Genomic DNA, 12,681 nt, shown 5'->3' on the forward strand with positions numbered 1-12,681 from the left:
CGCGCGATGTCGGCAGGCTTACGCGTCTTCCTGTTCTTTTCGCTCGGCTACCTGGTCTCGTATCTGTTCCGGGGCCTGAACATCGGCTTCGGGCCGACCTTGAGCGCCGAACTGGGCCTGTCGGCCGCCGATCTGGGCACCCTGACCAGCCTGTACTTTCTCGGTTTCGCGCTGCTGCAGATCCCGGCCGGCGTGCTGCTCGATACCTGGGGGCCGCGGCGCGTCAACGCCGCCCTGCTGGTGGTAGCCGCCGTGGGCACCCTGGTCTACGGGCTGTCGCAGGGCCTGCCCGGCCTGATGGTGGGGCGGCTGCTGATCGGCGCCGGCGTGTCGGTCTGCCTGGGCGCGGCATTCCAGGCGCTGGCGCTGAACTACCCGCTGGCCCGGTTGCCCCTGATCAACGGGCTGGTGATGGCGGTGGGCGGGCTGGGCGGCGTGCTGGTGGGCTCGCCGCTGTCGTGGCTGCTGAATTTCTCCACCTGGCGCGAGGTCAGTATCGGCATGGTGGTGGTCACGCTGTGCGTGGCGGCGCTGCTGTGGTTCGGCGCGCCGCGCGAACCCGCCCGCGACCGGCCGCACGCCAGCCTGGGCGAGCAGCTGCGCGGCACGTTCGTGCTGCTGCGCACGGCGCACTACTGGCGGCTGGTGTCGCTGCCGGTGGCGACCGGCGGCGTGTTCTACGGCGTGCAATCGCTGTGGGTGCGTCCCTACCTGACCGACGTCAATATGCTGCCGGCCGCGCCGGCCGCGGCGCTGGTGTCGCTGCTGGGCTTTGCCATGATGGGCGGCAACGTCGGGCTGGGCGCCATGGCGCGGCGCGTCGAGCGCATGGGCCTGGGGCTGTATGGCTTCAGCGGCGTATGCCTGGCGCTGTTCATCCTGATCCAGCTGCTGATCGTGCTGCGCGCGCCCGTGCCGCTGGCGCTGCTGTGGGCGGGTTACGGCGTGTTCGGTTCGGCCAATATCCTGGTGTTCGCCCTGCTGGCGGGCGAGTTTCCGCGCGAATTGCTGGGGCGCGTGGCCGCGACCACCAATCTGCTGACCTTTGTTTCCATCTTCGTGTGCCAGGTCACGTTCGGCTGGATCGTCGAACTATGGCCGCGCGGCGACGCCGTGTATGAGCCCGGCAGCTACCCGGCCGGCGGCTACCTGGCCGCGTGGGGGGCCTTCCTGGCGCTGCAGATAGCGGTGGCCCTGTACTACTTCTGGCCGCGTCGCCGCGCCGCCTCGGCCAGGCAGGGCGCCTGAGCCGGCTCAGGGCGAGGCCGGCGCCGGACGCGGGTCTTCGGGGTCGGCGACGCCGGCCAGTTCCTGGCGGATCATCACGCAGGCGCGCAGCATCTGCTTGAGCGGATAGGCCAGCGCCGCCTGCTCGTCTTCGGTGTCGAACTGCGCGGGCAGCGCGGCCGGCGGCTTGCGGGCCGGGTCCAGCAGGTCCATCATCGCGTCCAGCGCCTGCTGCACCGCGGGCGGCGTGTGCGACAGGCCGACCAGGATGGGCACGACGGCCGTGATCTGCGAGGCCAGGATGTGGTTCTGCACCAGCAGGTTATTGAATTCGGGCACGCTCACCTGGTGCTGCGTCGGCTCGCTCATCATGCGATAGAACGCCTCGGCGAAATTGCTGAACGCGATATGCACGTTCTTGCGGCCCAGCCGCCAGGCCAGGCCAGGTCGGCGTCGGCGTCGGCGCGCTCGCCGGTCTCGGGCGTTTCCTCGCCCGCCGCCGCGCCGCCGGGCGCCGGCTGGCGCATGGCCTCGATATAGCGCAGCCCGGCGCGCAGGTATTCGCGGTTGGCGCGCGAGGCGGCCCGCGCCAGCGGCTTCATGTAGCGCGCCTCCCACCAGGGCAGCACATAGCTGCAGATCAGCGCCAGCGCGCAGCCCAGCGCCGTATCCATCGCCTGCTCGCCGATCACCTCCAGCGAAACCGTGCCCGGGGCGACGAAATGGAACACCAGCACCACGAACAGCGTGTTGAAGATGGCGCTGGCCATGTAGTTCAGCTGCACCAGGCTGTTGCCCATGATGCAGGCGCCCAGCAGCACCGCGAACAGGATGGTCGGGTTGTTGGTCAGCGTGAACAGGGTCAGGGCCAGGATGCAGCCCACCAGCGTGCCCATCAGGCGCCAGCCGTTGCGCTGGCGCGTGAGCGCGAAGCCCGGCTTCATGATGATGACGATGGTCAGCAGCACCCAGTAGCTGTGCGCGGCCATGTTGGGCGCCAGCCAGATGCCGATCAGCGTCATGGCCAGCGCCGCGGCCAGCGTGACGCGGATGGCGTAGCGGAAGTGGGGCGAGTCCAGCCGCAGGTTGCTGGTGATCATGCCCAGGCGCAGCTCCTGGCGCGAGATGAACTGCGTCAGCGATTTGTCGATGCGCAGCATGCTCGTGGGGATGGCGTCCGAGCGCGCCTCGGTGTGCTGGGCCAGCTTGTCGACGATGCGCGCGGCGTTGCGCAGCCGGCGCAGCACCTGCACGGTCAGCGCCAGCATCTCGGGTTCGCGCTCGCCCAGCCCCTGCTGCTTGAGCTGCTCGATCTCGTACTCGATGGCGCGCAGCTCGGCCTTGGCGCTGCTGCGGTATTGCGTCTTGTGGCCGCGCGAGACGTCCAGCGCGACGCGGTTGAGCTCCAGCGACATCTTTACCAGGGCGTCGCGCATGAAGACCAGCGCGTCGTGGCCGGCCAGGGTGCGGCGCAGCGAGGAGTAATCGGTATGGGTGGCGACCAGCGTATCGAGCAGCTGCAGCATGTCGACGAACATGTTCCACAGCATGACCCGGTCGTCTTCGCGAAAGCCGCCGCCACGCGGCAGGGCGCGCAGCACCATGTCGCGCGCGGCCTGGTGCTTCTCCGTCATGGCCGACTGGCGCTGGATCAGGGTGCGGTAGGCGTCGTCTAGTTGTGAACTGTCAATAGGTTGTATTCGTCCAGGTTGAGTCTGGAGATGGGTACAGCGCGCCCGATGCCTTGGTGGGGTCGATGCCAGTTGTAGTGGTGTAGCCAGGATTTCATGGCATCGGCTCGGTGTTGGGAGTTCTGGTAGGTGTGAGCGTAAGCCCACTCACGCAAGGCCGACTGGATGAAGCGTTCGGCCTTGCCATTGGTCTGTGGGCGGTAAGGTCGGGTAAAGCGGTGCTTGATGCCCAGCTCATGGCACAGCGCGGCGAAGGCGCGGCTGCGAAAGGCCGAGCCATTGTCGGTGAGCAAGCGCTGGATGGTCACGCCCAGGCGCTGGTAGTAGGCCACTGCGTCCTTGAGGAACTGGACGGCGCTGGGGAAGCGCTCGTCGGGGTGGATGTCGGTGAAGGCCACGCGGGCGTGGTCATCGATGGCCACGAAGACGAAGTCCCAGCCGGCCCCCTCAACGGTATCGCGTCGGTTGCCCGTGACCCGGTGGCCAGGGCGCTGGATACGTCCCAGCTTCTTGATGTCGATGTGCAGCAGATCGCCGGGGGCCTGATGCTCGTAGCGCACCACCGGCTCGGCCGGCTCCAGGTCGGCCAGGTGCGACAGACCGGCGCGGGCCAGGACGCGGCTGACGGTGCTGGCTGACACGCCCAGCGCCTGGGCGATGCGCGCTTGGGTCAGCCGCTTGCGGCGCAGCTCCACGATAGCCAGCGCCTTGGCCGGCGCAATCGCTCGGGGCGAGACCGTCGGGCGCGAGGACGCATCGGCCAAACCCGCCTGGCCCTGAGCCAGGAAGCGGCCCAGCCATTTGCGCACAGTCGGCGCGGTGACCCCATAGGCGCGGGCCGCTTCAGGCACACAAACTTGATGGGCGATCAATTGCTGGACCATTTCGAGGCGACGTAGGAAGGTCAATCGGGCATGCTTATGGGTGTTCATCCGGCCGGGCTCCTTGAGTGAACTGGGGGGTTGGCGATTTCCAGTTTCTCAAATCCGGTTCGGATGAACCATGCATACAACCTATTGAATCTTCACAGCTAGGTCGGCGTTCTCGTCGTAGAAGCTGGCCCGCGCGGCCATGTAGTCGGCGGTGGCGAACAGCGCCACCGACATCGCCTGGCGCTCCTCGCGCAGCCAGAACAGGCGGCTGAAGGCCAGGCTCCAGCCGAGGTAGAACAGCGCCCCGCCCAGCGTGGCGGCCGAGTGCAGCAGCACCTCGTGCGGGGCCAGCGGCGAATGCATGGTCAGGGTCATCAGCAGCAGGCCGGCAAAGCCGATCAGGCCGCCGCGCTTGCCGAACACCGAGAATATCGAGAACGTGAAGCACTGGGCGATCACCGCCAGCCACAGCAGGATGGGGTAGGAGGAGGCCGCGCCGGTCAGCGTGACCGTGGCGGTGCCCAGCAGGGCGCCGCCCAGCATTTCGTTGGTGCGATGGCGCTGCGGCCCGCCCGGCTGGTCGATGATGGCCAGGCACTGGGCGCCGAAGGTGGCGACCAGGCCGATGCTGTACTGGCCGAACAGCCCGCCCAGCACCAGGACGGGCAGAAGCATGCCGATCGCCTGTCGGATACCGCCAAAGAAGTAGTGGCTGTATAGAAAGCGCCGGATGCTGGCGATGCGCAAATCCATGGAGATGGGGCGATTTGTCCGTGACAACGCCAGTATAGAGAGATGTGCGCCACTTTTGGGGCCGGATCGGAAAACGACGGGTTGCGGGGCTTTCCCAACACCCGATTTGCTCCGGATGCCGCAACGCGGTAAATTGCCCGTCTTGCGCCGGCGTGACTATCCGAAGCCGGTGCGCCGGCTTACAGCTGCCCCGGGCCACCTTCCGGGCGGATTGCGCCAGTTACACCTGCCGTTGGCCGCGCCACAAGCGTGTGCTGCCAAGGCTTCCATTTCGACCTCCAGCGCCCCCAGGGCGTTTGCACTGCGTTTCTGACGAGCGTGTGCCGGGTCGACAATGTGTCCGGGTGGCGTGGCTCCGTGAGCCGCAAAGCGCCGGATCATGTTGTTGTCGCCGGTTCGGGTTCAGCTGCCGTCGTATCCGGGCGGGCAGCGCTCAGGCGTGCAAGGCCGGTACTGAAAGGAAAGACAACATGGAACTCAATGGCGCCGACATCGTCGTGCGCTGCCTGGCCGAAGAAGGCGTGGAACACGTTTTCGGCTACCCTGGCGGCGCGGTGCTTTACATCTACGACGCGATTTTCAAGCAGGACAAATTCCAGCACATTCTGGTGCGTCACGAGCAGGCTGCCGTGCACGCCGCCGACGCGTACTCGCGCGCCTCGCAGAAAGTGGGCGTATGCCTGGTGACCAGCGGTCCGGGCGTCACCAATGCCGTCACCGGCATCGCCACCGCCTACATGGACTCCATCCCCATGGTCATCATCAGCGGCCAGGTGCCGACTGCGGCCATCGGCGAGGATGCCTTCCAGGAATGCGACACCGTGGGCATCACGCGTCCCTGCGTCAAGCACAACTTCCTGGTGCGCGACGTCAAGGACCTGGCCGAGACCATGCGCCGTGCCTTCTTCATCGCCCGCACCGGCCGTCCCGGCCCCGTGCTGGTCGATATCCCGAAGGACATCACCGTCGCGCAGTGCAAGTACGCGCCGCCCAAGGGCGAGATCTCGATGCGCTCGTACGCGCCGGTGAACAAGGGGCACCAGGGCCAGATCAAGAAGGCCGTGCAGATGCTGCTGCACGCCGAGCGTCCCATGATCTACACGGGCGGCGGCGTGATCCTGTCCGATGCCGCCGAGGCCTTGCGCCACCTGGTGGACCAGACCGGCGCGCCGTGCACCAACACCCTGATGGGCCTGGGCGCGATGCCGGCCACCGACCACCGCTTCCTGGGCATGCCCGGCATGCACGGCACCTACGAGGCGAACATGGCGATGCAGCACTGCGACGTGCTGCTGGCCATCGGGGCGCGCTTCGATGACCGCGTCATCGGCAATCCGCGCCATTTCGCGCAGAACGCGCGCAAGATCATCCACATCGACATCGATCCCTCGTCGATCTCCAAGCGCGTGCGCGTCGACGTGCCCATCGTCGGCAACGTCAAGGACGTACTGGCCGATCTGAGCGCCCAGTACGACCTGGCGCGCGCCGACGCCAAGCCGGCGCCGATCGAGAAGTGGTGGCAGCAGATCGAGGCCTGGCGCGGCAAGGAGTGCCTGAAGTACGCCGGCTCCGACGAGGTCATCAAGCCTCAGTTCGTGGTCGAGAAACTGTGGGAAGTGACCGGAGGCGACGCCTTCGTGACCTCCGACGTCGGCCAGCACCAGATGTGGGCCGCGCAGTACTACAAGTTCAACAAGCCGCGCCGCTGGATCAACTCCGGCGGCCTGGGCACCATGGGCGTGGGGCTGCCCTATGCCATGGGCGTGCAGATGGCCAATCCGGGCGCCGACATCGCCGTGATCACCGGCGAGGCGTCGATCCAGATGAACATCCAGGAATTGTCCACCTGCCACCAGTACCACCTGACGCCCAAGATCATCTGCCTGAACAACCGTTTCCTGGGCATGGTGCGCCAGTGGCAGCAGATCGACTACGGCTCGCGCTATTCCGAGTCGTACATGGATTCGCTGCCGGATTTCGTCAAGGTCGCCGAGGCCTATGGCCACGTCGGCCTGCGCATCGAGCGGCCCGCCGACGTCGAGCCGGCGCTGCGCGAAGCATTCAAGAAGCACAAGGATCGCCTGGTCTTCCTGGACTTCATCACCGACCGCACCGAAAACGTGTGGCCCATGGTGAAGGCCGGCCGCGGGCTGACCGAGATGCTGCTCGGTTCCGAGGATCTGTAAGGAGGCCACCATGAAACACGTGATTTCTGTGCTGATGGAAAACGAACCCGGCGCGCTGTCGCGCGTGGTCGGCCTGTTCTCCGCGCGCGGCTACAACATCGAGACGCTGACCGTGGCGCCCACCGAGGACGCGACCCTGTCGCGCCTGACCGTGGTGACCGTCGGTTCGGACGAGGTCATCGAACAGATCACCAAGCACCTCAATCGCCTGGTCGACGTGGTCAAGGTCGTGGACCTCACCGAAGGCGCGCACATCGAGCGCGAGCTCATGCTGATCAAGGTGCGGGCAGTGGGCAAGAAGCGCGAGGAAATGAAGCGCATGGCGGATATCTTCCGCGGGCGCATCATCGACGTCACCGACAAGTCCTACACGATCGAGCTGACCGGCGTTCAGGAGAAAATCCAGGCTTTCATCGAAGCCCTCGACCGCAGTGCCATCCTGGAAACCGTGCGCACCGGCGTGTCCGGCATCGGGCGCGGCGAACGGATACTGAAAATCTGACCGGCGCGCCTGGCGGCGCGCCACCCTGCATTAGCATTCACGATTACCAAAATTCAAGAACCGGAGCACAACATGAAAGTTTTCTACGACAAAGACTGCGATCTCTCCCTGGTCAAGGGCAAAACCGTCGCCATCATCGGCTACGGCTCGCAAGGCCACGCCCACGCGCTGAACCTGCATGATTCGGGCGTCAAGGTCGTGGTGGGCCTGCGCAAGGGCGGCGCCTCGTGGAACAAGGCCGCCAACGCCGGCCTGGAAGTCGCCGAAGTGGCCGAGGCCGTCAAGCGCGCCGACATCGTCATGATGCTGCTGCCCGACGAGAACATCGCCGCCGTCTACCGCGACGAAGTGCACGCCAACATCAAAGCCGGCGCCGCGCTGGCCTTCGCCCACGGCTTCAACGTGCACTACGGCCAGGTCGTGCCGCGCGAAGACATCGACGTCATCATGGTGGCGCCCAAGGCCCCGGGCCACACCGTGCGCTCGACCTACAGCCAGGGCGGCGGTGTTCCGCACCTGATCGCCGTCTACCAGGACAAGTCGGGCAGCGCCCGCGACGTGGCCCTGTCGTACGCCAGCGCCAACGGCGGCGGTCGTGCCGGCATCATCGAGACCAACTTCCGCGAAGAGACCGAGACCGACCTGTTCGGCGAACAGGCCGTGCTGTGCGGCGGCACCGTCGAGCTGATCAAGGCCGGCTTCGACACGCTGGTGGAAGCCGGCTACGCGCCCGAAATGGCCTATTTCGAGTGCCTGCACGAGCTCAAGCTGATCGTCGACCTGATCTACGAAGGCGGCATCGCCAACATGAACTACTCGATCTCGAACAACGCCGAATTCGGCGAGTACGAGACCGGCCCGAAGGTCGTGACCGACGCGACCCGCCAGGCGATGCGCGAGTGCCTGACGGCCATCCAGACCGGCGAATACGCCAAGAAGTTCATCCTGGAAAACACCGCCGGCGCCCCGACCCTGACCTCGCGCCGCCGCATCAACGCGGAATCGCAGATCGAGCAGGTCGGCGGCAAGCTGCGCGCCATGATGCCCTGGATCGCCGCCAACAAGCTGGTGGACAAGGCCAAGAACTAAAGGCCACGGCCACGCCGGGTCCCGCAGGGCCCCGGCAGGCTGGTCCAGACGCGCCCCACAGGGCGCGTTTTTTCTTTTCCGCGGTGCAAACGACACGGTGATGCGCGCCCGCAAGTGGGGTCATATGGGTTAAACTTTCACTTCCGCTGCAAGCGATTCTGTCATCTATGCCCAATTTCTCCATGCGCGATCCCGAAAATCGCCATCGCAGCATCTACCTGCTGCCCAATGCCTTCACCACGGCGGCCCTGTTCGCGGGGTTCTACGCCGTCGTGCAGGCCATGAACGACCGCTTCGAGACCGCGGCCATCGCCATCTTCGTGGCCATGGTGCTCGACGGCATGGACGGCCGGGTTGCGCGCCTGACCAACACCCAGTCGGCCTTCGGCGAGCAATACGATTCGCTGTCCGACATGACCTCCTTCGGCGTCGCGCCCGCGCTGGTCATCTACGAATGGATCCTGCAGGACCTCGGCCGCTGGGGCTGGCTGGCCGCCTTCGTGTACGTCGCCGGCGCGGCCTTGCGCCTGGCGCGCTTCAACACCAACATCGCGGTGGTCGACAAGCGCTTCTTCCAGGGGCTGCCCAGCCCCGCTGCCGCGGCGCTGGTGGCCGGCTTCGTCTGGCTGGCCATCGACAACAAACTGCCCATCCACGACAGCATCATGGCCTGGGTGGCCTTTGTCCTGACGATGTACGCCGGCGTGGCGATGGTCAGCAACGCCTCGTTTTTCAGCGGCAAGAACTTCGCCTTGGGCCGCAGCGTGCCGTTCTGGGGCATCCTGCTGGTGGTGGCCGTGTTCGTGTTCGTCTCCAGCGATCCGCCGGTGGTGCTGTTCGGCCTGTTCGTGCTTTATGGCCTGTCGGGCTGGGTGGTGATGGCATGGCGCTGGAACCGCGCCCGCAGGCTGCAGCAGGAGCGCCGCAGCGGCCATCATTCTCCGTGATGGCCGGGCGCTGTCCGCTCAGTGCCAGCGCCAGTCTTCGTCGTACATCGGGTCCGGCCCGGGATGAAAGCGCGTGACGCGGTCTCCCTCGCGGCCCATGTACACGTACATCAGCGAATTCCAGACCCGCGATTCGCGGTAGCGGTACGACCACACCACCTGGCGCACGCTGGGCAGGCCGACCTGCTTGATCTCGGCTGGCGGGCCGAATTCGCAGCGCACCTGGTCGGCCGTCCAGGTGCCGGTGCCCAGCACCTTGAAATGCTCGTCGGTCAGCACCTCGACGACGCGGTCGACGCGCCCGTCGGGGCCTACGTTGGCGCCCCAGGCGAACTGGCCGTATGGCTGCTGGGTCCAGATCACCCGCTGCCCGCCATTGGGCAGATCGCAGGCGAAATTGGGCGCGCCGAATTGCGCCTGCACGTCGGCCAGGGGCGTGCCGGGCGGCACCTGGTTCAGGTTGGCGCAGGCGGCCAGCAGCATGCCCGCGCCGGCCAGGCGCAGGGCGCGGCCGATGGGGCGGCGAATCGGGGGCATGGCGGTCTCCTTCAATAAGGGGCGGATCATCGCGGCCGGAATCCGCCCGCGTGCGGCCTCACTGGGCAATTCTACCGAATCGGCTATAATCATCGTCGCTTTTGCGGTCAAGGTTGTCGAAGTTGCTTTTCCGGCCGCAAGACACGCCAGCCTGCCGAGTCCGAGAATGATCAAGAATGGATCCGGCGCGGCGGCAACAGCGTAACAGGGCGCCCGGTTGTCTCGGGGCTCGTTTTTCTTGAAACCCACGTCCGGGCGCCTCGGCCCTGACGCATGTCCGTAGAGGTCATCAAATGTCTGTAGCTGACATCAAAAAATCCGAAATCGTCGCGCAATTCCAACGCGCTCAAGGCGATACCGGCTCCCCTGAAGTTCAGGTGGCTCTGCTCACCGCCCGCATCAACGAACTGACCGGTCACTTCAAGGAACACGCGAAGGACCATCACTCGCGCCGCGGTCTGCTGCGCATGGTCAGCCGTCGCCGTAAACTGCTCGACTATCTCAAGGGCCGCAATCCCGATTCGTACCGCGCTCTGATCGAAAAACTCGGTCTGCGCAAGTGATCGACGGGGCTGGCTCCCCATGACGCAACCGTGGTCGCTGCGACGTTGTCGCGACGGCCACGGTTTTTCATTTGCAAGGAACCATCGTCATGTTCAATAAAGTGACCAAGACTTTCCAATACGGCCAACATACGGTCGTTCTGGAAACCGGCGAGATCGCTCGCCAGGCCTCAGGCGCTGTGCTTGTGTCCGTTGAGGACACCGTCGTGCTGGCCACGGTCGTCGCCGCCAAGAAGGCCAAACCCGGCCAGACGTTCTTTCCGCTGACCGTCGACTACATCGAGAAAACCTATGCGGCTGGCCGCATTCCCGGGGGGTTCTTCAAGCGCGAAGGCAAGCCTTCCGAGAAGGAAACGCTGACCTCGCGTCTGATCGATCGTCCCCTGCGTCCGCTTTTCCCGGAAGACTTCTACAACGAAGTCCAGGTGGTCATCCACACGCTGTCGGTCAATCCGGAAATCGATCCCGACATCCCCGCCATGATCGGCGCTTCCGCGGCGTTGGCCATCTCGGGCATCCCCTTCAATGGCCCCATCGGCGCTGCCCGCGTGGGCTATGTCGACGGCCAATACGTGCTCAACCCGACGGCCTCGCAGCTCAAGACCTCCAAGATGGATCTGGTGGTTGCCGGTACGGAAAACGCCGTGCTGATGGTCGAGTCCGAAGCCCAACAACTGTCCGAAGAGATCATGCTCGGCGGTGTGGTGTTCGGCCACGAACAGATGCAGGCCGCTGTCAACGCCATCCATGATCTGGTGCGCGATGCCGGCAAGCCCGAGTGGAACTGGGCGCCTGCGGCCAAGAACGACGCTCTGATTGCCGCGGTGACCGCCGCGGCTCAAGAGGGTCTGACCGCTGCCTATCAGATCCGCGAGAAGCAGGCGCGCACGACCAAGTTGCGTGACGTCTACGCCGATGTGTCGGCCAAGCTGGCCGAGCAGGCCGCTGCCGCAGGCCAGGATGCGCCCGATAGCGTGACCGTCGACAACATCCTGTTCGATCTGGAGGCGCGTCTGGTGCGTAGCCAGATCCTCAATGGCGAGCCCCGTATCGATGGTCGCGACACCCGCACGGTGCGTCCGATCAGCGTGCGCCTGGGCGTGTTGCCGCGCGCTCACGGCAGTGCCCTGTTCACCCGTGGTGAAACGCAGGCCCTGGTCGTGGCTACGCTGGGCACCAAGCAGGATGAGCAGATCATCGATGCGCTGATGGGCGAGTACCGTGACCGCTTCATGCTGCACTACAACATGCCGCCTTTCGCCACCGGCGAAACCGGCCGTATTGGTGTGCCCAAGCGTCGTGAAATCGGCCATGGCCGACTGGCCAAGCGTTCGCTGGTGCCGGTGCTGCCCAAGCCCGAGGACTTCCAGTACACGATCCGTATCGTCTCCGAAATCACCGAGTCCAATGGCTCCTCGTCGATGGCTTCGGTCTGCGGCGGCTCGCTGGCCATGATGGACGCCGGCGTGCCGACCACGGATCACGTCGCTGGCGTGGCCATGGGCTTGATTCTCGAAGACGGCAAGTTTGCCGTGCTGACCGATATTCTGGGTGATGAAGATCACCTGGGCGACATGGACTTCAAGGTTGCGGGTACCGAAAACGGCATCACCGCGCTGCAGATGGACATCAAGATCCAGGGCATCACCAAGGAAATCATGCAAGTCGCGCTGGCTCAGGCCCGCGAAGGCCGTCTGCACATCCTGGGCAAGATGCGTGATTCGCTGGATGGTTCGCGCACCGAGCTGTCCGCATTCGCGCCGCGCATGCTGACCATCAAGATCAACCCCGAGAAGATCCGTGACGTGATCGGCAAGGGCGGCGCCACGATCCGTGCGCTGACCGAAGAAACCGGTACGCAGATCGACATCTCCGATGACGGCACCATCGTGATCGCCAGCGTGGACGAGACTCAGGCCAAGGAAGCGCAACGCCGCATCGTCGAACTGACCGCTGATGTCGAAGTGGGTCAGGTCTACGACGGTTCCGTGCTGCGCCTGCTGGACTTTGGCGCCATCGTGCAAGTGCTGCCGGGCCGCGACGGTCTGCTGCACATCTCGGAAATCGCCAACTACCGCATCGCCAACATCAACGACGTGTTGAAGGTCGGTCAGCAAGTCCGCGTCAAGGTCATCGAGGCCGACGACAAGGGCCGCCTGCGCCTTTCGGTCAAGGCTATCGGTGGTATCGAACAGCAGCAGCCGCCTGCTGCCGATGCCCCGGCCGCAGCCCCTGCCGAGCCGCAAGCCGAGTAATCGGTTTGACAGTGCAGAAAAATGGCGCCTTCGGGCGCCATTTTTCTTTCGCTTGCAAA

General features: G+C 65.4%; 9 protein-coding genes and 2 pseudogenes. 7 read left to right on the plus strand and 4 right to left on the minus strand.

Going from position 1 to position 12,681, the window contains the following annotated elements:
• Positions 1 to 6: 6 nt before the first annotated feature.
• Positions 7 to 1,248: an MFS transporter gene (locus tag LK440_RS07760; RefSeq protein ID WP_003814009.1), complete on the plus strand. Its 1,242-nt coding sequence runs from the start codon at positions 7 to 9 to the stop codon at positions 1,246 to 1,248.
• Positions 1,249 to 1,254: 6 nt separating this feature from the next.
• On the opposite strand, the pseudogene LK440_RS07765 reads toward LK440_RS07760, so the two are convergent.
• From LK440_RS07765 to LK440_RS07775, 3 genes and pseudogenes are all read right to left on the minus strand, one after another.
• Positions 1,255 to 2,915 (minus strand): annotated as a pseudogene (locus LK440_RS07765) (FUSC family membrane protein); the annotation flags it as partial.
• The gene (locus LK440_RS07770; protein ID WP_005012808.1) at positions 2,900 to 3,850 is read right to left on the minus strand and encodes an IS481-like element IS481 family transposase; all 951 of its coding nucleotides are present in this window, start codon (positions 3,848 to 3,850) and stop codon (positions 2,900 to 2,902) included. The gene LK440_RS07770 and the pseudogene LK440_RS07765, both read right to left, overlap by 16 nt.
• A gap of 99 nt (positions 3,851 to 3,949) precedes the next feature.
• Positions 3,950 to 4,543 (minus strand): annotated as a pseudogene (locus LK440_RS07775) (FUSC family membrane protein); the annotation flags it as partial.
• 470 nt (positions 4,544 to 5,013) lie between these two features.
• On the opposite strand from LK440_RS07775, the gene LK440_RS07780 reads away from it, so the two are divergent.
• From LK440_RS07780 to pssA, 4 genes are all read left to right on the plus strand, one after another.
• On the plus strand, positions 5,014 to 6,729 hold the full coding sequence (locus tag LK440_RS07780; RefSeq protein WP_003814007.1) for an acetolactate synthase 3 catalytic subunit: 1,716 nt from the start codon (positions 5,014 to 5,016) through the stop codon (positions 6,727 to 6,729).
• Between the two features lie 10 nt (positions 6,730 to 6,739).
• Positions 6,740 to 7,231, plus strand: coding sequence for an acetolactate synthase small subunit (gene ilvN / locus LK440_RS07785; RefSeq protein ID WP_005013744.1), 492 nt, complete (start codon positions 6,740 to 6,742; stop codon positions 7,229 to 7,231).
• A 72-nt stretch (positions 7,232 to 7,303) separates the two neighbouring features.
• A complete protein-coding gene (gene ilvC / locus LK440_RS07790) occupies positions 7,304 to 8,320 on the plus strand; it encodes a ketol-acid reductoisomerase (protein WP_005013742.1) in 1,017 nt (338 codons plus the stop codon).
• 167 nt (positions 8,321 to 8,487) lie between these two features.
• Positions 8,488 to 9,267 (plus strand): CDP-diacylglycerol--serine O-phosphatidyltransferase, encoded by a 780-nt coding sequence (gene pssA / locus LK440_RS07795; RefSeq protein ID WP_003814004.1) that lies wholly within the window; start codon positions 8,488 to 8,490, stop codon positions 9,265 to 9,267.
• 18 nt (positions 9,268 to 9,285) lie between these two features.
• Here the strand turns inward: pssA and LK440_RS07800 are convergent, their stop codons facing one another.
• Positions 9,286 to 9,804 carry a hypothetical protein gene (locus LK440_RS07800; protein ID WP_005013740.1) on the minus strand — a complete coding sequence of 173 codons (519 nt, stop codon included), beginning with the start codon at positions 9,802 to 9,804 and terminating at the stop codon, positions 9,286 to 9,288.
• 293 nt (positions 9,805 to 10,097) lie between these two features.
• Here LK440_RS07800 and rpsO point away from each other — a divergent pair, with 293 nt between their 5' ends.
• On the plus strand, positions 10,098 to 10,367 hold the full coding sequence (gene rpsO, locus LK440_RS07805) for a 30S ribosomal protein S15 (protein WP_005013738.1): 270 nt from the start codon (positions 10,098 to 10,100) through the stop codon (positions 10,365 to 10,367).
• A gap of 89 nt (positions 10,368 to 10,456) precedes the next feature.
• On the plus strand, positions 10,457 to 12,622 hold the full coding sequence (pnp, locus tag LK440_RS07810; RefSeq protein WP_005013736.1) for a polyribonucleotide nucleotidyltransferase: 2,166 nt from the start codon (positions 10,457 to 10,459) through the stop codon (positions 12,620 to 12,622).
• The last annotated feature ends 59 nt before the right edge of the window (positions 12,623 to 12,681 follow it).

Source organism: Bordetella holmesii (genome assembly GCF_020735985.1).
Taxonomy (GTDB): domain Bacteria; phylum Pseudomonadota; class Gammaproteobacteria; order Burkholderiales; family Burkholderiaceae_B; genus Bordetella; species Bordetella holmesii.

Excerpts from the sequence above, each read along its gene's own strand:
- LK440_RS07760 (WP_003814009.1), top strand. The coding sequence starts at position 7 with ATGTCGGCAGGCTTACGCGTCTTCCTGTTCTTTTCGCTCGGCTACCTG.
- LK440_RS07770 (WP_005012808.1), bottom strand. The coding sequence starts at position 3,850 with ATGAACACCCATAAGCATGCCCGATTGACCTTCCTACGTCGCCTCGAA.
- LK440_RS07780 (WP_003814007.1), top strand. The coding sequence starts at position 5,014 with ATGGAACTCAATGGCGCCGACATCGTCGTGCGCTGCCTGGCCGAAGAA.
- ilvN (WP_005013744.1), top strand. The coding sequence starts at position 6,740 with ATGAAACACGTGATTTCTGTGCTGATGGAAAACGAACCCGGCGCGCTG.
- ilvC (WP_005013742.1), top strand. The coding sequence starts at position 7,304 with ATGAAAGTTTTCTACGACAAAGACTGCGATCTCTCCCTGGTCAAGGGC.
- pssA (WP_003814004.1), top strand. The coding sequence starts at position 8,488 with ATGCCCAATTTCTCCATGCGCGATCCCGAAAATCGCCATCGCAGCATC.
- LK440_RS07800 (WP_005013740.1), bottom strand. The coding sequence starts at position 9,804 with ATGCCCCCGATTCGCCGCCCCATCGGCCGCGCCCTGCGCCTGGCCGGC.
- rpsO (WP_005013738.1), top strand. The coding sequence starts at position 10,098 with ATGTCTGTAGCTGACATCAAAAAATCCGAAATCGTCGCGCAATTCCAA.
- pnp (WP_005013736.1), top strand. The coding sequence starts at position 10,457 with ATGTTCAATAAAGTGACCAAGACTTTCCAATACGGCCAACATACGGTC.